The sequence below is a fragment of the Halobacteriovoraceae bacterium genome (genome assembly GCA_020635115.1).
Lineage (GTDB): Bacteria > Bdellovibrionota > Bacteriovoracia > Bacteriovoracales > Bacteriovoracaceae > JACKAK01.
In genome coordinates, this window is the sequence record JACKAK010000012.1 from 1 (window position 1) to 18,490 (window position 18,490).

At 34.0% G+C, this 18,490-nt stretch carries 16 protein-coding genes; 5 read left to right on the forward strand and 11 right to left on the reverse strand.

What is annotated here, in order from left to right; translation table 11 throughout:
• The coding region (locus tag H6622_16635) for a hypothetical protein (GenBank protein MCB9063153.1) at positions 1–550 on the reverse strand (550 nt) is incomplete at its 3' end.
• Positions 551–686: 136 nt separating this feature from the next.
• On the opposite strand from H6622_16635, the gene H6622_16640 reads away from it, so the two are divergent.
• Positions 687–1,658 carry a hypothetical protein gene (locus tag H6622_16640; protein ID MCB9063154.1) on the forward strand — a complete coding sequence of 324 codons (972 nt, stop codon included), beginning with the start codon at positions 687–689 and terminating at the stop codon, positions 1,656–1,658.
• Positions 1,659–1,668: 10 nt separating this feature from the next.
• Here H6622_16640 and miaB read toward each other — a convergent pair whose 3' ends face one another.
• On the reverse strand, positions 1,669–3,087 hold the full coding sequence (gene miaB / locus H6622_16645; protein ID MCB9063155.1) for a tRNA (N6-isopentenyl adenosine(37)-C2)-methylthiotransferase MiaB: 1,419 nt from the start codon (positions 3,085–3,087) through the stop codon (positions 1,669–1,671).
• 234 nt (positions 3,088–3,321) lie between these two features.
• Here miaB and H6622_16650 point away from each other — a divergent pair, with 234 nt between their 5' ends.
• Positions 3,322–4,647, forward strand: a complete 1,326-nt coding sequence (locus H6622_16650; protein ID MCB9063156.1) for a hypothetical protein — start codon at positions 3,322–3,324, stop codon at positions 4,645–4,647.
• Between the two features lie 41 nt (positions 4,648–4,688).
• Here H6622_16650 and H6622_16655 read toward each other — a convergent pair whose 3' ends face one another.
• The 3 genes from H6622_16655 to clpS form a co-directional block, all read right to left on the reverse strand.
• Positions 4,689–4,907 carry a hypothetical protein gene (locus tag H6622_16655; GenBank protein MCB9063157.1) on the reverse strand — a complete coding sequence of 73 codons (219 nt, stop codon included), beginning with the start codon at positions 4,905–4,907 and terminating at the stop codon, positions 4,689–4,691.
• Between the two features lie 370 nt (positions 4,908–5,277).
• Positions 5,278–7,611, reverse strand: a complete 2,334-nt coding sequence (locus H6622_16660) for an AAA family ATPase (protein MCB9063158.1) — start codon at positions 7,609–7,611, stop codon at positions 5,278–5,280.
• A complete protein-coding gene (gene clpS / locus H6622_16665) occupies positions 7,608–7,964 on the reverse strand; it encodes an ATP-dependent Clp protease adapter ClpS (protein ID MCB9063159.1) in 357 nt (118 codons plus the stop codon). Before clpS ends, H6622_16660 begins: the two co-directional genes overlap by 4 nt.
• Before the next feature lie 78 nt (positions 7,965–8,042).
• On the opposite strand from clpS, the gene H6622_16670 reads away from it, so the two are divergent.
• Complete coding sequence (locus H6622_16670) at positions 8,043–8,552, forward strand: TerB family tellurite resistance protein (GenBank protein ID MCB9063160.1); 510 nt, start codon at positions 8,043–8,045, stop codon at positions 8,550–8,552.
• Here H6622_16670 and H6622_16675 read toward each other — a convergent pair whose 3' ends face one another.
• From H6622_16675 to H6622_16695, 5 genes are all read right to left on the reverse strand, one after another.
• Positions 8,553–9,887 carry a hypothetical protein gene (locus H6622_16675; protein ID MCB9063161.1) on the reverse strand — a complete coding sequence of 445 codons (1,335 nt, stop codon included), beginning with the start codon at positions 9,885–9,887 and terminating at the stop codon, positions 8,553–8,555.
• 19 nt (positions 9,888–9,906) lie between these two features.
• Positions 9,907–10,278 (reverse strand): ribosome-associated translation inhibitor RaiA, encoded by a 372-nt coding sequence (gene raiA / locus H6622_16680; protein MCB9063162.1) that lies wholly within the window; start codon positions 10,276–10,278, stop codon positions 9,907–9,909.
• Between the two features lie 71 nt (positions 10,279–10,349).
• Entirely contained in the window at positions 10,350–11,807 is a 1,458-nt protein-coding gene (rpoN, locus tag H6622_16685) for an RNA polymerase factor sigma-54 (protein ID MCB9063163.1), read from the reverse strand.
• A 33-nt stretch (positions 11,808–11,840) separates the two neighbouring features.
• Positions 11,841–12,566 (reverse strand): LPS export ABC transporter ATP-binding protein, encoded by a 726-nt coding sequence (gene lptB, locus H6622_16690; GenBank protein ID MCB9063164.1) that lies wholly within the window; start codon positions 12,564–12,566, stop codon positions 11,841–11,843.
• 9 nt (positions 12,567–12,575) lie between these two features.
• Positions 12,576–13,559: a hypothetical protein gene (locus H6622_16695; GenBank protein MCB9063165.1), complete on the reverse strand. Its 984-nt coding sequence runs from the start codon at positions 13,557–13,559 to the stop codon at positions 12,576–12,578.
• A gap of 183 nt (positions 13,560–13,742) precedes the next feature.
• On the opposite strand from H6622_16695, the gene mutS reads away from it, so the two are divergent.
• Positions 13,743–16,418: a DNA mismatch repair protein MutS gene (gene mutS, locus H6622_16700; protein ID MCB9063166.1), complete on the forward strand. Its 2,676-nt coding sequence runs from the start codon at positions 13,743–13,745 to the stop codon at positions 16,416–16,418.
• Between the two features lie 9 nt (positions 16,419–16,427).
• On the opposite strand, the gene H6622_16705 is transcribed toward mutS, so the two are convergent.
• Positions 16,428–17,774 carry a carbohydrate porin gene (locus H6622_16705; GenBank protein ID MCB9063167.1) on the reverse strand — a complete coding sequence of 449 codons (1,347 nt, stop codon included), beginning with the start codon at positions 17,772–17,774 and terminating at the stop codon, positions 16,428–16,430.
• Positions 17,775–17,863: 89 nt separating this feature from the next.
• Here H6622_16705 and H6622_16710 point away from each other — a divergent pair, with 89 nt between their 5' ends.
• Positions 17,864–18,460 carry an alpha-ketoglutarate-dependent dioxygenase AlkB gene (locus H6622_16710; GenBank protein MCB9063168.1) on the forward strand — a complete coding sequence of 199 codons (597 nt, stop codon included), beginning with the start codon at positions 17,864–17,866 and terminating at the stop codon, positions 18,458–18,460.
• Positions 18,461–18,490: the final 30 nt, after the last annotated feature.

Below are 18,490 nucleotides of genomic sequence, written 5' to 3' on the forward strand. Positions count from 1 at the left end.
ATTCAGGAATAATTGTACTGACAGAAAACTTTAAATACAATGTTTGTCTCAATGCTATTTTGAGGGCAAATGTTCCATAAAATGTTTCACTACTCTCACTATCAGTTGGTTCTTCATATTCAATTTCTGAGTAATCTGTTTGGTTAGTGAAGATAATTTTAGTTTTGCTTTTTGCTAGTTGTCGTCCATAACCAAGACTAATCGTTGGTATTAAAAACGATCCATTGCTGGCAAAAGCTTGTCTAAGTCCAACTGAGTAGTTTTGTTTTTGAACGTCTGAATGAATTCCAGTTAATTTGTAGTTAGAATCACTTGTTTCAATTGAATTTTTCTCCCTTCCAACTTCGTCATTCATCGAAAAATCTAGTTCAATTGCTGTTAATCCCCAAAAATACCATGCAATGGAAGAGTGATAAGTTTTTGTTGTGATGTATGATTGATCGCTACTACCATAGACAAAACGGTCATATCCATAATCAAAACTAATTTCAGTGACTGCAAAAAGTTTTGAAGTACATAACAATAAAAATATAAAGACTAAATTCTTCATAAGGCACCTAAAAACATTTTACATTGTTCAATATCGCAAAGCAGGATGGAAAATTTGAACCTAAATAACCGATGATTTCTCCCGGGCAAGTCTTGCAACTCTTCCTAAGCTCCTGAAATTTTAGTAGTATTCAGGTATGAGTGAACAAATACAGACAAATTTTAAAAGTATTAAAATTACCGTTCTTCAATCTTATGGTGAAGGAATAGAGATTGATCTTTATCTTCAAATGAAAAGTGGACGTGTTTTAAAAATAGGTCATAAGGGTGATGAGGCCCGTGACCTTTATGAGAAGTATACTCAAAAAGGTGTCGATGAACTTTTTTTAACAGAAGATGATTATAATTTCTTTGTAAAAACGGTTAGGGATAGGCTTTCCGCTCTTGTTGCTGACGAGCAAACTCCAGAGGAAAAAGAGGTAAAAGCACTGAGTTCGGGACATGATTTATTCAAATCCATTCTGGCACAAGGAGGACTTGATGAAGAGAGAGGACCAATTCTTAAGTCTTTAACGAATGGAACGATTAAGGCCATTTCAAGAACCAATATTTTTCAAAAATATAAGATTTTCAAACAAATGTGTTCTGAGCAATATTTGCATGCCATGATGACTGGTTATATCACGAGTATGATGATCGACCAGACGGATTGGACTAACGATGAAAATAAACATAAGGTTGTGATGGCCGCACTTTTATGTGATGTTCTTTTGGAACAGGAAGATTTTAAAATCATGAAACATTCTCTAACAAAAAAAGACCTTCCCGATCGTATTATTCAGCATCCACTAACCACCTCACAAATGCTGGCCAAAGATAGTAAATTTATTCCAAGTGAAACACTAACAGTTGTATTGCAGCATCATGAACGTCCAAATGGATCGGGATACCCAAAATCACTTCAGTATCAATATATTAAACCTCTGAGTGCGTTTTATATTGTTGCCAATTATTTTACTGAAAAAGTTTTTACTGAAGATTATACAGAGGAAAATAAAAATCAAAAAACGCTAGAAGTTCTAGGTCATGTAAAGGAAAAATTTTATAGTGGCCCCTTTAGAAAAGCACAGGAGGCCTTAGAAAAGGTCTTTTCTTCACTTGTTGTGTAAAATTTTAATTTTATCTAAAACGCTTATATCCTTGAGGCAGTCTACGTCCATGAATATTTAATATCTCACCTTGAGCAGAAAGGGCCGTTGAACTTGTGACTTTAAGATCTACCCAATTCCACAAGAGGTTATCGTCGGTATTATTTTCAAAATGTATGATACGGTTGCAATCTGTTCTTCCTTTCCATTTTTCTTGTCCTCTCATTTTACTTTTTCCATCAACAAGGACCGTATAAGTTTTGTCGAGCATTTGTGAGCGAATTTTTTCTTGGATTGATAATTGAAATTTTTGGAGATTTCTGAGTCTTTCACCTTTTATTTCTTTGCTTAAAAAATCTTCCATTCTAGCAGCTTTTGTTTTAGCTCGAGGAGAAAAAACATAAGAATAGATAAAATCAAATTGAGCTTTTTCAAGAAGATCTAGTGTTTCTTGATATTCTTGATCTGTTTCATTTGGGAAACCTACAATAATGTCTGATGATATCACTATATCACTCTTGGCCTTTCTTAGTTTGTCAAGTAATGTGAGGTAGTGTTCTTTTGTATATTCCCTAAGCATTCTTTGCAAAACAGTATTGGAGCCAGACTGGACAGGGAGATGGAGATGTTTAGAAAGTTTTTTTGAGCTTCCATGAGCATCAATTAATTCATCTGAAACGTCGTAGGGATGACTTGTTGTATATCTGAGGATTTCAAGTCCGTCTATCTTATCTAGTTCATAGATTAATTGAGCGAGGGACTCATTGTTTTCTTTTCCATATGAATTCACATTTTGCCCTAATAATGTTACTTCCTGTATGCCTTGATATTCTACAAGCTTTTTAATGTCAGTAACGACTTCATTTAGTTTTCGAGATTTTTCTCGGCCACGGGTGAACGGGACGATACAATAGGAACAAAATTTGTCACATCCTTTAATGATGTTTACAAATGCTTGAGGGGTTCCGTGAGCAACTTTAGTTTCTATGGAATAGTTTGAGCTTCTGTCCCATGAATTTACGTTAAACTTAGATTCTCCGCCCAATGTTCTGAAAACCATGTCATTTATCTGATCAATCACGTCGGTACCAAAGGCAAAATCTAGGTGTTCATATTTTTTTACTAACTCTTTTCCTTCAGTTTGAGCGACACATCCACCTACTCCAACAATGAGATCTCTTTTATTTTTTTTATTGTGTTTGATTTCGCCAAGATGAGAGTAAAATTTTGAGTTAGCAAGATCTCTAATTGCACAAGTGTTAAACAATATGAGGTCGGCCTGGTCTTTATCTTCAGTAGGAGAATAATTAAGTTCGGATAAATGAGAAATTATTCTTTCAGAATCGTGGTAATTCATTTGGCAGCCAAATGTTTTGAGAAAAACTTTTCTTGGGGGCAATTGCATTCCAGCGATTTCTTTGACATCGCCATTGTTTTGTAGATTTTCCATTACGGGCCTTTGTTTATAAGGATAACGGTTTAAAGTAGGCGGATTTAATATCAGTTTGCCTTGCTTTTGCAAAGAGTTATTAAGATCTCTTAAGGTTTACTTAATACTATTGACTAAACCCACAAAAAACACGAAATAGGAAAATAAATCCCCCTTATCTTTTTATTTTCAAATACTTTAGGGTGATTCCTTAATTCCGATAGGAATATTGAACAAATTTACAAAGGATTTCTCATGCAGATACTTGTTTTAGGGGCCAAAGAATATGCAGCTATTTACAAACTGAATTTAGAAACATTTTTAGGATTGAATGTCATACTTAAAAAAAATATTGATGAATCTCCTACGGATGTTCTTGCTTCTTCGCTTATTATTTCACCTTCACCAAAAGAAGATGAATTAGGAAGTACTTTAAATAAATTTATGTCCAGTCAGGATTTAGATACTCCCATAATCTATATAGGTGAGGGAAAATTTGAGCGAGATAAAAGTTACAATTTAAAGTCTTGGTCAAATGTAAAAGTATTGGTTCATACTGCTTCTAAAGCTCTTAACGTAAAAATTGTTGATCAGAAGGAGAAATATTCAAGTGGAATTAAAAATATTGATCTGGATATTCTTAAAGGACTTAAAAATTGTCCTATTTCATTATTTATGAGGGTTGAAGGAAGAGGATCACAGTTTGAATTTGTAAAATTATACGATAAAGAACAAATTTATAATCCAGACATCGTTTCTTCATTAGAAAAGAAGGGTGTCTCAGAGATTTATATTAAAGCACCAGATTATATCCCTTTGATTAACTTTATTACTGAGTCTTTTATAAAATCGTTAAATACTGACTCACTTACTCTAATTGAAAAGTTAGAATTATCTGACAATGCTAGTAATTTTATTAGGGATATTGTCCTTTCTTTTGGTGTAACGGAAGAAGTGTTAAAGTTGTCTGATGCGGTAGCAAAGAACTTTATAACTTTTTGTAGAAATACACCTAGCTTAAAAAAGATGTTTCAAATTTTATCTAATCCTTCAAATGTCACATTGTCTTCAAGAGCGCAGTTTATATCCACAATGGGTATTCAATATTTGATTAAAGAAAATAAGTGGAACAATGAAAACTTTTTTATAAAATTTGCCTATGCGGCCTATTTACATGATCTTTTGATACCCAATACTAAACATCATTTCATTGATAGCGATGAGAAGCTTGAAGCTAGTCATTTAAGTGGTAAAGAAGAAAAATTAATACTCCAACATGCAAATTTAATGTCTGACTATGTTAATACAAGTGGAATGTTTCCAAGTGAGGTTTCAACGATCATAAAGCAACATCATGGTTCAAAAAATGGAATTGGTTTTGACTATGCTAATCCAGAAGGTATTCATCCATTTTCTCAAATTTTTATAGTTATTGAATCACTCTGTAATCTGACCTTTTCTCAAAAGAATAACGCAGAGCTACTCCCTGAAAAACTATTTGAACAAATTAAAAAAGATCTTATTCATCAGAAGTATCAAGAAATCATCGATCGATTTCTTCAGATAATAAAAAGGGCCTGATTACTCAGGCCCCATAGATTAATTATTTAAAAAATAATTAATTACTTCTTCTTAGCTACTTTTTTAGTAACTTTCTTTGCCACTTTCTTAGCAGCTTTTTTAGTAGCTTTCTTAGCTACTTTTTTTGTAGCTTTTTTAGCTACTTTTTTTGTAGCTTTCTTTGCTACTTTTTTTGCAGCTTTCTTTGCTACTTTTTTTGTAGCTTTCTTTGCTACTTTTTTTGTAGCTTTCTTTGCTACTTTCTTAGTCGTTTTAGCCATTGACATCCTCCTAGTTTTTACAACTATATAGGTAAAGAATAATCACTTTTTTATTTTAACGCAAACAAAAATCAAAAAAATTTTAATTTTTTTTTTACTTCTGTTTTTTTTGTTCTTATTCATACATCGGTAGTTCTTTTTGAAACTTGAAAAAGAAAGTCCTAAAAAATTCTAAAACGATTGAAACATCGACTGGCAAAGGGTTTCAGAAATTCGACTTTTTAAAAATCTAAAATGGACCAACTTTAGACAGAAAAAAACTGTAGACAGAATCATCAAAGAGATCATCGAGTAATAGGTAAAAATTTCGATAAAAGATAAAAAAAGGATCCAAAGTTAAACAAATGACAATTTTTTATGGCAAATTTTCTCATTCATGCCAGCTGTATTTAAAAATGAGCTCTCCATTTTCTTCATCGATCTCAATTTTTCCTGGTTTCATATCATCTTTGATGATCATTTTTCGAGATATGACGAGATTAATTTCCTTTTCGACAACTCTTCTTAAGGGCCTAGCACCCATTTTGGGATCAAATCCTATTTTAGCTAGCCACTCAACGGCCTTATCAGTGATGAATAGTTCAACCTTTTTTTCCAATAAGGTGAGTTGAGTTTGATAGATAAATTTTTTAACAATATCAATCACTTGAGTATGGTTCAATTCATTAAATTCAATGATGGATGAGAGACGATTTCTAAATTCTGGAGAAAATGTTTCTTTTAAAGCTTTCTGTCCCTTAAATTTTATTGTTGAAGAAGAGCTACTCAGACCTATTTGTCCTCCTTCCATATCTCTTGCGCCAACATTTGATGTCATAATTATAATGGTATTTCTAAAATCTGTACTTCTACCTTGAGAGTCTGTTAATTTTCCATGATCAAATACCTGCAAAAGAATATTATAAATATCAGGATGGGCCTTTTCGATTTCATCTAAAAGAAGAACAGTATGAGGATTCTTTTTGATGACATCTGTTAACTTTCCCCCCTCCTCATGTCCAACATAACCTGGAGGAGCGCCAATTAATTTTGCAACAGAGTGCTTTTCCATGTATTCGGACATATCAAATCGTTCAAAGTTTATTCCTAATAGGAATGCCAGTTGTTTTGATAGTTCAGTCTTACCTACTCCAGTTGGCCCTACAAATAAAAATGTAGACATTGGACCATCACCTTGAGATAGACCAGAGCGTGATAATAAAACTCCATCTACAACTTTCTCGATGGCCTTATCCTGCCCAAAAATAAGTAATTTTAAATTCCTCTCCAAGTCTTGAAGTTTAGATTTCTCATCTTGAGAAAGATTTGCTTGAGGAATTTTGGCAATCAATGAAATCGTTTTTTCAATATCCTTTACAGTAATTTTGGTTTTTCTTTTACTTCTTGGTAATAGCATATTTGCTGCACCAGCTTCATCTATGACATCTATCGCTTTATCTGGAAGTTTTCTATCAGTGAGATATTTATAAGAAAGACTAACAGCACTTTTCAAAGTCGCAAGAGGAAAGCTAACTTGGTGATGATCTTCGAATCTTGATTTTAAACCCTTTAATATTTCAATGGCCTCATCAACTGTTGGCTCATCTATGTCAATCTTTTGAAACCTTCTGCCAAAAGCAGAATCCTTCTCAATGAATTTTCTGTATTCTTCATGCGTGGTTGAACCTATACATCTGAGTCTACCTGAACTTAAAGCAGGTTTTAGAAGATTGGACGCATCTAAAGAGCCACTTCCGGCCTGTCCTGCCCCCATTACGGTGTGCAATTCATCTATGAACAAAATACTTTTCTTCCCAATATCATTTAGTTTTTGAAGTTCATTTATAACGCCCTTTAATCTTTGTTCAAAGTCTCCCCGAAACTTTGCTCCAGCAATTAATAGGCCCATATCTAACGAAAATATTGTGGTGTCATTTAAAATTTCAGGGACTTTTCCAAATTCAATACAATAGGCAAGTCCTTCAGCAATGGCCGTCTTTCCTACTCCAGCGTCTCCCACAAGTAAAGGATTGTTTTTTCTTCTTCTACACAAAACTTGTACAATCCGATTGATTTCATCTTCCCTACCTATTAAAGGATCTATTTTTTGATCTTTAGCAAGCTTATTAAGATTTACTGCAAACTTATCCAAACTACTCTGATTATCATTATTTTCATGAGAAATTGATCTCACGACAGATGATTCCTCATCAGTAAGAGGTTTATCAATTCCGTGAGCTATTTGATTGATTATATCTAGTCTTTCTATCCCCTGTCGTTTAAGTATGTAAAGAGCATAGGAATCTTCCTCTCCAAACATTGCCACAAGGATATTTATCCCCATAATATGTTCTTTTCCAGCTGATTGAACATGAAGTGCCGCTCTTTGGATGACTCTCTGGAGAGACATGGAAATTTCAGGTTGATAAAAAACTCCGCTTTCATTTGCTAGTTGTCTTAATCTTTCATCCAAAAATTGGTTTTTTCCAAGTTCTTCAACTTCATGTGCACTTAGTATACTAAAATTACTTTCGTCGCGTAGAAACTTATCCAAATCATGAGAAATATCTTCTACACTTGCCCCCAGTTCTTCGAGAATTCCTGTGACCATCTCATCTTGCAGTAATGAATAAAGAATGGCCTCCAAGGAGAGAAATTCGTGTCGTAATTTATTGGCCTTTTTAATAGCTTGATTTATAATTATTTCGAACTTTAAACTTTTCATATGTCCTCTGGCTCGATGCTGCATTTTAATGGATGACCATTTGTTTTAGAATATTGATTTACTTTTATAGACTTACTTTCAGCTATCTCCCTCGTGTAAATTCCACAAGTAGCAACTCCTTCATTATGAACTTTAATCATAATTTCATTGGCCTGTTCAATGTTTTTCCCAAAAAATTTCTGCAAAATGTGAATAACAAAATCCATCGTAGTATAATCATCGTTATGAAGAAGTACTTTATATTTTCGAGGGGGAATGACTTTGACTTTATCTAAAACAGATACACTTCCTGATTCATCACTTTCGGTGTCGTTATTGAGAGATGGGTTTAAAATAGATTCGACTATGGCCATAACGGTCCTACCTTAGATAAAATGTCCCATGTATATTTTAACGGATTTTTAACCAAAAAAGTAATCGGATAAGCATCTATGAGCATACTTGATATATTTAGAATAAAAAATACTGAAGATCAACAGAAGTTGCACAGAATTTATCACAAAATCAACGAGTTATACCCAAATCACAGCGATGAAGAAAAGGCCCTTGTTTCCAGCCTGGCCGGACTTCTGGCCAGGGTGGCCTTTACAGATCTAAATATTGATGAGGAAGAAAAAGAAGTGATGGCCAAATCACTTTCTAAATGGACTAGTTTTAATTCACATGAAGTTACGGCCATCATTGAACTAGCTTCAAGCGAGATAAAGAATTTGGCCGGTTTAGAAAATCATATCTATTGCCAATATTTACGCGATAAACTCACTAATGAGCAAAAATATAATGTTTTGAAAGCGTTGTTTCAAGTTGCGGCAGCAGATGGAACCGCCGATAATTTAGAAAGTGAAGAAATCAGAAATATTTCTAAGGGATTATTGCTTGAGCACAAACATTTTATCAGTGCCAGGGCAACTGTTAAAGAATCTCTTGGAGTATTTAAATAGTTAGGCCACTAATTTTTCAAAAGTCTCTCGATGTTCAGGAAATTCTGTAATGGCCTCATTCAAATGAGTATTTATTAGTCTTTTAGAAAGATCTAATTCAATGGAGCGTTCTATAATAATTTTATAAAACTCTGGAGCTTTAAAACCTGAGCGAATAATTTCAATAGTTTTTTTAAGTGAGTCAGCTGGAGATAAACTGACATCGTTGGCCACAACTTCCATTATTCTAATTTCTAAGGAGTCAGGAAACTCCTCTTTGGCCTTTTCAATAACTTGATGAAGTCTTTCAACTTCTTTGGCCATTTTTAGGCCCTCCATTATGGAAGTATATATAAGTGGTTTTCCCTTACAGATTTCAGTGGCCATTTCCATTGTATTCATTGCTTTTTCAAATAATTCAGGGTCTACATTTTTATTAAGTTCATATTTATCTTTGATTATCCTCTTTCCATAAACTGTTAAAGAGGCAGCAATATGGTTTTTCATGATGGTATCTGGTCTTAGTACTTGTTTAAAGGCCTCATGGTAAATAAAAATATCTTCGTATTCAGCATTTGCAACTGACATCCTCGTAAATTCAGGAATAAGAGTTGGATCCACTGGATAATTTCTAAGCATGATATTTCCAATCTTATAGGCCTGTCTATTTTCTTTTTCTAGTGAAAGTATTTTAAAGAGCTCTGTTAAACATTGAAAACTTCCAGGATCGTATTCCAAACCTTTAAAAAAACACTCTTTTGCTCTGGCCAATTGTTTACTTCTGGCCCAAATTTTTCCCTCCAGCATCCAAGCATCAGCTGGTCGATCTGAAAATCGTTTTGCGGTTTCAATATGTTGAAGGGCCCTATCCGGATCGGTATCTATATTTTCTTTGGCCTGCTCAATTTCTTCTTTGTAGGGAGTTGGAGCAAGTTTGGGGGTAATTGATTTTAAAATAGTGGACTGCAGAGAATTAACAGTGAAAGGTTTTTGGATTAAGTCATCAATTTCACCTTTTTGGATTCTCATTGAAATATCCAAAGTTAGTTTTTCTCCTATGACAAAAAAGGATGACTTTAATCTATTGGGTAACATTTTTAAGTGTAAGTCTAAAAGTTTAGAATAGGTTTGATCTTCAATGAGTACAGTTGAAAATATCACTTCTGGTCTAACGCGTTTGAGAATATCTTCTGCTTCAGAGAAATTTCGAGCAAAAAACATATGAGCTTTAGGAGCTGCTGTCATTTTAAGAACAGAAGTGATTGAGCTTTTAGATACATTGCTTGGATCGACGATCATAAATCGCTTTTCACGCATATAGTTTATGATAGCTTTTTTTACTTTATCATCAATCATTTCATCTCAACTTTAGAATCTAAGCAACTTCATCAGGATTCTCAATATAATCAGACCAGGCCAATTCTGCGTCGAGAACGTATAATTCATTCTTCTTTCTATGCATTTTATTTTTCATTTTTTCTTTTTTGCGAATAATTTGTTTTTCAATTTTTGAAATGGCCATATCAAGAGTTTTATAGAGATTATCAGATTGGGCCTTCGCATGATATTCAATGTGTGGACCGGTAAGGTTTAGTTCTGAAATATGAACTCCTTCCTTAGCAGAGCATATCCACTTTACATTGGTGTTGCCCTCAAAATACTTTGTAAGTTTTTTAGATTTTTCTTTGATTCTGCTATCAAGAGAATCTGTGTGATCAATGTTCTTAAAAGAAATAGTTAGTTTCATAAATTTACCTCGTCATTATTTATCGACATGTGTGAATTCTTACTAAAACGTAATCGAATGGTTATTTTAACTTATTTTATTTTTCTTTTTGATGATGATTCAATTCCAAGTATTTCTCGGTACTTAGTCACAGTACGTCTGGCCACGATAATCTCTTCTTGCTTCAATAATTGCACTATTTTTTGGTCAGACAGTGGTTTTTTCGGATTTTCGTTATCAACAAGAGCTTTAAGTTTGATTTTGAGAACTTCTCCCGAGATATCAACTCCGCCATTTTTTCCACCGATACCTGAGTTAAAAAAGTATTTTAATTCAAAAAGCCCAATTGGCGTATGCATATATTTATTCGTTGTCACTCTTGAAACTGTAGATTCATGCATGCCTATTTCATTAGCAACATCTCTAAGAATCATGGGTTTGAGAAAGCTAGGGCCTTTCTTGAAAAATTCTTGTTGTTGAATCACAATAGATTTTGCGACTTTATATATAGTGTTTTGTCGATTTTGAATTGATTTGATAAGCCAAAGTGCTGAGCGAAGTTTATCTTGAACAAATTCTTTTGTCTTTTGGTCTCCATTTTCTTCTGATTTGAGGAGCATTTCTTGATATAACTTTGATACTTTTAAAGAAGGCACTCCTTCATCATTTATTTTGACAACAAATTCTCCACCGACTTGAACCACAAATATATCGGGAACTATATAGTGAGTTTCTTCACTGGCCACTAAACGGCCTGGTTTTGGAGTTAAAGATTGTAAAATAAAAAGAGCACTTTCAATGGCCTCTAGAGAAACCCCAAGTTTAGATGCAAGTGGTTTGTGATCCTTTGAACTAAGTTCATCTAAATGGAATTCTATAATTTTTTCTAGAAGTGGCGATCTTTGTTCTAAAAGCTTTGCTTGAACCAGTAAACATTCTTTTAGGTCTCTAGCTGCGCATCCAACAGGGTCTAAACACTGAATCATTTTCAATATTTCTAGAGCATCTTCCCTATCATGTCCTGTCTGTTGTAAAATTTCCTCGAAATCGATATCCAAATACCCGTCATCTCGGATATTGTTAATTATAAGTTCTGCAACCTCCCACTCACTTTCAGTGAGGTTTTCCATTCTAAGTTGCCACTCTAAATGATCTGCTAGAGACATCCCTTTCGAAATCATATTTTCATAATTTGGAGCTTCATCACCATTAGGAATAGAAAGATCTTTGGGAGCTGAGCTCGATGAACTATTATAAGTCTCTATGTAACTGGACCAATCAAAATCATCTTTTTCAACAACAGTACTTTCATTGAAATTTTCAGAAGTTGCCTCCTGATTTTGCATTTCTAATTTTTCGACTTTATAATCAACGTCTGTCTCACTCGAGTTTTCTTTTTCTTCAAGAAGAGGATTTTCCATCATCTCCTCTGCTATAACGTTAGTCATCTCTAAATGAGTAAGGGTCAGCAGCTTAATCGCTTGCTGCAACTGGGGAGTCATCATCAAGTTTTGCGTTTGCTTTAAACTCTGTGATAATTTAACCGCCATAATATACCTTCCATCTCATACGTAGTCATTAAACTACATTTTAAATTCTTCTCCGAGATAGAACTTCCTTGCTCTTTCATCATTTATTATTTCTTCAGATGTACCACTCACAAGCATTTCTCCATTATTCATTATATAGGCCCGATCAATAACGCCAAGAGTTTCTCTTACATTATGATCCGTGATTAGAACTCCAATGCTTCTTGATTTTAATGAAAATATTAAATTTTGAATATCACCTACAGCTAAAGGGTCAACACCTGCAAAAGGTTCATCTAATAAAATAAATTGTGGCTCCAATGCAAGAGTTCTTGCTATTTCAACCCTTCTTCTTTCTCCACCTGATAGTGCTGAACCAATTGATTTTCGAATTTTTTGCAATTTAAAATCTCCAATGAGTTCTTCAAGCAGAGCTTTCTTACGAGAATATGGAATTTTCCTATTTTCTAAAACACAAAATATATTTTCTTCAACAGTTAAATCTCTAAAGATTGAAGCTTCTTGAGGTAAATATCCAAGTCCCATGTGGGCCCTTTTATGAATAGGATAATTAGAAATTTCAGTTCCATTTAATTGAATCGATCCTGTATCTGACTTTATAAGACCAACAACCATATAAAATGAAGTTGTTTTTCCTGCACCATTTGGACCTAAAATTCCTACCACTTCATTTTGATTAAGCTCAAAACTCACTCCATTCACAACTGTTCTTCCATCATAAACTTTTTTAATATTTAACACTTCTAGGTACGATCTCATGACACCCTTTCATTTTATAGTTATATTAGTATTAACGTTCTCAACCTCTACGACTTCGATATCCTCACGTAGTATAATTCTATTTCCCTTTATTCTACTACTACCTTGCACTACTTTTGGATATCCAGTTAAAACTACTTTTTTCTCCTTTGCAAACATCTCTAATTTTTCAGCATAGGCCTCTCTGAGGATTTTTTCTCCACCGGAGTGTACATATTCACTAATTCTCACATCGTCAGTCATCGTTAAATACTTGAGCTTTTTATTAAAGTTTCCCATGATTATATTGCCATTTCGTGACGTTGCCTTAACCGGGCCGTATAAAACTTCAACACTATCAACCAGAGATATCAAGTTTTTAGACAGGTCTGCGCTCAAATGATTTGTTTTAAAATCTAGACCTCGATGATACACCCTGGACTTATGAATTTTACCATCAACATTTCCATCGGCCTTGGCCAACTGAGAAGGGATGTCAAAAAACATTTTATTTGAATTTAATAGCAACTCATCTCCATTGACCAAATTAGTAGCGATCATTTTTACATTCGTATTCATTCGCAAATTATTTTTCTTGCTATCATAAATGGCATGATCAGCTGTAAATTTTGAATTTGAAGATTCCAATTTTACTTCTTGTGTAAGCTCAAGAGTACCTTTTTTTCCCATATAGTGACCCCTGAAGGACTCAAAATGTAAAAAAGAATCTTTCTTCAAAAAATAAAATCCATTCGGGCCTGAAAATGCTAGATCATCAGTTCTCTCATCAAAAACAATTTCAAAAGCATCCAAAAATAACTTATTTTCATGATCTTCAACTAGATAATATTGGATTCCTTTAAAGTAGCTTAGATCTGGAGTATTTAATACTTCGGATGAAGACAAATTGATCTTATCTTTTTCAATATTGGCCTGAATCATCAGGGTATTTATAAATGCACCACCTAAAGATAGAACTACAAAAACATACAACACAATAGTTCTAATTCTCATTTTGAAATCCTCGTTTAATGAAATCTCCGAATAAAGATCCCATCAGCACATTATATCTAATCACAATCAAAGCCGAAAATAAAATATGCATTCTATTAACGTTTTGCAATAACGGCTTTCTAATAGACTCCTGACATTCAACATGATAATTTTGTAGGCCTTTCGTCAGTATTAAGGGTAGTTGTGTTGAAGGATCAAAAAGACCTGGGAATTGAAGATATTGTTGCACTAGGAGTTAAACTTACTCCAATGATGGAACAGTATTACCAGATCAAAAAAAATTACTCTGACACTCTCGTACTATTTCGGATGGGTGACTTCTATGAAGTCTTTTTTAATGATGCAAAAGAAACAGCTCGTAGACTCAATATCACATTAACTCATAGAGGGAAACTTGGGGAATACCCTATACCAATGGCCGGAATTCCTCATCATGCGGCCTCAACATATATCGATAGATTAACCGGACAAGGCCTGAAAGTGGCCATCTGTGAACAAGTAGAAGACCCTAAAGAAACAAAGGGTATTGTAAAACGGGCCGTCACTCAAATTGTAAGTCCTGGCCTCCCTTATGATTTAGAAAAGACATCGGCAAATGAAAATAGCTATATGCTCTGTGCATATCAAATCCAAAATGCTTTTTACCTTATTGCAATGGACTATACAACCGGTGCCTTTTACGGACATATTCTTCACAGTGAGTCAAAATTGATTGAAAAAATTCAATATTACTCTCCAAAAGAATTTATAACTTACTTGGGACAGTGGGATAATTTAGAGCTGGTAAATAATTTTCTATCCTTTGAAAAAACTTTGCATACTAATCTTAGTGAAGAGTACTTTGATCCAAATTTTACAAGCATATTTATTGAAAAGTTTATTCCCAGTTATAAACGAGATCAAATAATAAAGATGAATCGTCCTTTATTAAATGTAATCGGCGCATTAGCGTATTATGTTTGCTCTACTCAAGATTCAGAAATGATTTATCATATACGCCCTTTCAAATTAATAAACGATGAGGGTTTGCTTAAAGTATCTATCCCAACCTTAAAAGGTCTCGAAATTTTACCCCGCGACAAGGATAGATATAGAGATTCACTTCTTGGGCTTTTGGATAAAACCAAAACAGCACTTGGAGCAAGATATCTTAGAACTTTTATTCTTACTCCCAGCTTAGATATTAATGAAATTATCCAGAGACAAGAGATCATCAAATTTTTCATTGATAATCACGAAATTCTACAAAACGTCCGAGAGGATCTTTTTCATATTAGAGATATTGAGAGAATTCTTGCAAAAGTCTCCAATGGGAAGGCCACAAGTGATGATTTACATAATATTTCCAAAACAATTATGGCCTATCAGACGATTGTTCAAACACTTGGAAAATCTAGGCCAAATAATCTTGGAACACTTAGTGACGTTTTAAATGAATCTCTTACATTTATTTCAAAATCAGTAATCAGCATTTTAAATGATGAATTAGGGGCCTCTTTAGAGAAGGGAAATTTAATAAAGGATGGACATAGTAAAAAGCGAGACAAGTTAGCAAAACTTGCACTAAATGCTACAGATGAAATTCTTCAACTTGAGGAATTGTATAGAGAAAAAACTGGTATTCCTAAACTAAAAATAAAACACAATAATGTTGCAGGTTATTTTGTAGAAGTTTCAAAGTCATCAAGTGAAAAACTTCCAAAATCTTTTGAAAGAAGACAGACCCTTGTTAACACAGAAAGATTTTCAACAAAAGAGTTAATCGACTTCGAAAAAGAAGTGGTAAACGCAAAGGATAAGCTTGAAAAACTAGAACGTGAAATTTTCAAAGGACTTATCAATATTGTGAAAGATCATAGCAAGCAATTGCAAGAACTCGCTAGTGAAATCTCTAATGTAGATGTCTATCAGTCTCTGGCCTGGGTTGCTCATCAAGAAGATTTTGTATGTCCCCAAATAGACTCAAAAAAGAAAATTTTCAAATGCTCCGGGGCCTGGCATCCATTAATTAAGGCCAACATAAAAGATCAATTTGTTTCACATGATATCATACTTGATGACATAAACTATTTTGGTCTAATCACTGGGCCAAATATGGCCGGCAAAACTACTGTTATGAGAGAAGTGGCCATTATCCAGCTACTGGCGCAGATTGGAAGTTTCGTGCCTGCAGAAAGTGCTGTTTTGTCTCCTGCAGACTATATTTTCAGTCGACTTGGAGCAAGTGATGATATTCTAAGAGGTCAATCAACCTTTATGGTTGAGATGTCTGAGACCGCTGAAATCATTCGCCACGCCACTGAAAAATCTCTAGTTATTTTAGATGAAGTTGGTAGAGGAACTTCAACCTATGATGGGCTTTCGATCGCTTGGTCGTTGGTAGAATACTTTGTAAAAAATATCAAATCACGCACTCTTTTTGCGACTCACTACCATGAGCTTATTGAATTAGCAGAAGAACTCAATGGCGCAAAAAACTTAACAGTGGAAATCGTAAATAATAATGGACGGGTGGAATTTCTTTATAGGTTAATTGAAAAAGCTGCTGAACAGAGTTACGGAATTTATGTCGCAGAGTTGGCCGGACTTCCTCGTGAAATTATTAATCGCTCTCAATCACTGCTTAAAGACCTTGAGACACAACATCATCATGATCAAAATAAAGAAAGTAAAAGTTTGCCTGATTACCAAACAGGAACCCAATTGTGTTTTTTTCAAGAACCTGTTGAAGTTCAGATTCCAAAACATCTTGAAGTTTTAGAATCAGAGCTTGAAAAAATTGATGTTCTTAGAATCACTCCAATAGATGCATTAATTAAACTTCAAAAACTTAAAGAAAAAGTAAATCATCTCATATAGATTTTTTGTCTAGAACCAAGATTCAAATTGAATCCCATAGTTTGAATAATTTTCAGGAGCTCCAATTATACCAGCGTTACTCGCGACAGTCTCAGCAATTGCGCTATTTACAAAAGTTTGTGAAATATAAAAGCGAATTACCGGTCTTCCCCAAATACCTTTGTTTAGATGAATTTGCGGAGAGAGAGTAAAACGAGTGAGATTACTAATGGGAGCTTCTTCTCTGTCTAAACTTACCCACCCAACTTCACTGGCCAAAGAAAAATGGTCACTAAAAAAGTAAACCGGTCTGATAGCAGCTCCAAAGAATGACTCTTTGTCTACGACTGTTTTTGAACCACTTGTAATTTTAGCAGGTCCTAATTCACTCATATCCCAAGTTATTGCATGCAAAATTTCTAGATTTCCAAAAACAATTTTTCCTTGATTAAAAATTCTAAATCTTTTGGCCTCTTCATATTTGTTTTTCTTTGTATTACCTATATCTTTGAGTGCATATGTAAGATCAAATTTCATACTCATACTTTCCATATTCCCTGTCGCATAGGCAAGACCAAATTCATTATCGCTAAATTTAAATTTAAATCCTAGAATATATCCCGTATTTGAACTATAAATCACATCATTTCCTGTTGTTGTGTCAACTGTCTTACCTCCTTTATTGAACCCAACTGCTAACCATGTGTCCAAGGTGCCAATACCTAAATCCAAATCCATATAGCGCATATCAACTACTTTTTTGGAAACAGTTCCACCAGAACCTTTTGTGGACTTTCCTTCCGAGGTATCAGGATCTGTTGGTGCATTTAGAAATGCAACTTTTACAAGCCCTTCTCCTAGTTTAATTCCACTTATTCCTGCACCAATCCCACTCATATCGGCCCAATGAAACCAATCTAGTATATGAATATCAGTTTCTCTATACCATCTTTTTCCAACCCAAATCTTAGAATTTTCCATTTTAAATAAATTTCCTAAAGTAAGGTATGATTCAACCATGCTGATAGATAAATCCCCATTACCATCTGAAGTAGAACTCCCTTCGGAATTGGTATGGCCAGGTTCAGAAACTGCAAAATTAACATTCATCACTTGATAAGGTTTTTCAGCTTTTTCCCAAGCTTTCTGTGGAGAATAGCTAAAGTTCATTTCTCCATATGTTCCACATTCATTTCCCAGTCTCATGAAATTTCCGGGTACTCCAGAAATTTTAGGACAAACGTGATCTTCACCCCATCCATTTATTCCAGTGCCTGCGCGAAGATATCCGCCTAATTTCAAATAATCATCACCAATGACCTTATGAATTACAGAGAACAGGCCCAGAATTAATACTGCAAATTTAATGTTTTTCATATTTTCCTCAATAATTTAAACTCTAGTCATAAAACGATACCTATGAATTTCCATAGTGTAAAACACAAACTTTTTTGATAAAAAAACTTATGGATCAACTCACCTTCTTGCAAGAAAACGAAAACTCCTCCTATGCTGATGATGACGTCATTTTGTATAAGAGTTTTTTTTCAACCAAACATTTTGTATATTTCACTAAGTGCTTAGACGAACTCCCCTGGAAAAAAGGAAAGATTGAAGTTTGGGGTAAATTGCATACCACTCCTAGATATGAAGCTTGGATAGGAAATAAAACCTACACATATTCGAGACAAATTTTAACACCTACAAATTGGACTCCGTGCCTACTTGAAATGAAAAAATTTATTGAATTAAAAATTGGGAGTAAATTTAATTCTGTTTTAGCTAACCTTTATCAAGACGGTTCTCATTATGTTGGATATCATTCAGACGACGAAGAAGAATTGGGAAATAATCCAATTATTGCATCTGTAAGTTTAGGTGGAAGTAGACGGTTTTGTTTTCGCAAAAAAAATAATCACTCAGAGAAGGGAGAAATACTTTTAAATAGTGGGGATTTGATTATCATGAAAGGTAATTTTCAAAAAGATTGGCAGCATTGCGTTCCAAAAACGGCAAAGAAAGTTTCCCCAAGAATAAATCTAACCTTCAGACAAATCAATTAAGTCTATATATTCATATTTTCAATCTGTTGC

Excerpts from the sequence above, each read along its gene's own strand:
- H6622_16640 (MCB9063154.1), top strand. The coding sequence starts at position 687 with ATGAGTGAACAAATACAGACAAATTTTAAAAGTATTAAAATTACCGTT.
- miaB (MCB9063155.1), bottom strand. The coding sequence starts at position 3,087 with ATGGAAAATCTACAAAACAATGGCGATGTCAAAGAAATCGCTGGAATG.
- H6622_16650 (MCB9063156.1), top strand. The coding sequence starts at position 3,322 with ATGCAGATACTTGTTTTAGGGGCCAAAGAATATGCAGCTATTTACAAA.
- H6622_16655 (MCB9063157.1), bottom strand. The coding sequence starts at position 4,907 with ATGGCTAAAACGACTAAGAAAGTAGCAAAGAAAGCTACAAAAAAAGTA.
- H6622_16660 (MCB9063158.1), bottom strand. The coding sequence starts at position 7,611 with ATGAAAAGTTTAAAGTTCGAAATAATTATAAATCAAGCTATTAAAAAG.
- clpS (MCB9063159.1), bottom strand. The coding sequence starts at position 7,964 with ATGGCCATAGTCGAATCTATTTTAAACCCATCTCTCAATAACGACACC.
- H6622_16670 (MCB9063160.1), top strand. The coding sequence starts at position 8,043 with ATGAGCATACTTGATATATTTAGAATAAAAAATACTGAAGATCAACAG.
- H6622_16675 (MCB9063161.1), bottom strand. The coding sequence starts at position 9,887 with ATGATTGATGATAAAGTAAAAAAAGCTATCATAAACTATATGCGTGAA.
- raiA (MCB9063162.1), bottom strand. The coding sequence starts at position 10,278 with ATGAAACTAACTATTTCTTTTAAGAACATTGATCACACAGATTCTCTT.
- rpoN (MCB9063163.1), bottom strand. The coding sequence starts at position 11,807 with ATGGCGGTTAAATTATCACAGAGTTTAAAGCAAACGCAAAACTTGATG.
- lptB (MCB9063164.1), bottom strand. The coding sequence starts at position 12,566 with ATGAGATCGTACCTAGAAGTGTTAAATATTAAAAAAGTTTATGATGGA.
- H6622_16695 (MCB9063165.1), bottom strand. The coding sequence starts at position 13,559 with ATGAGAATTAGAACTATTGTGTTGTATGTTTTTGTAGTTCTATCTTTA.
- H6622_16705 (MCB9063167.1), bottom strand. The coding sequence starts at position 17,774 with ATGAAAAACATTAAATTTGCAGTATTAATTCTGGGCCTGTTCTCTGTA.
- H6622_16710 (MCB9063168.1), top strand. The coding sequence starts at position 17,864 with ATGGATCAACTCACCTTCTTGCAAGAAAACGAAAACTCCTCCTATGCT.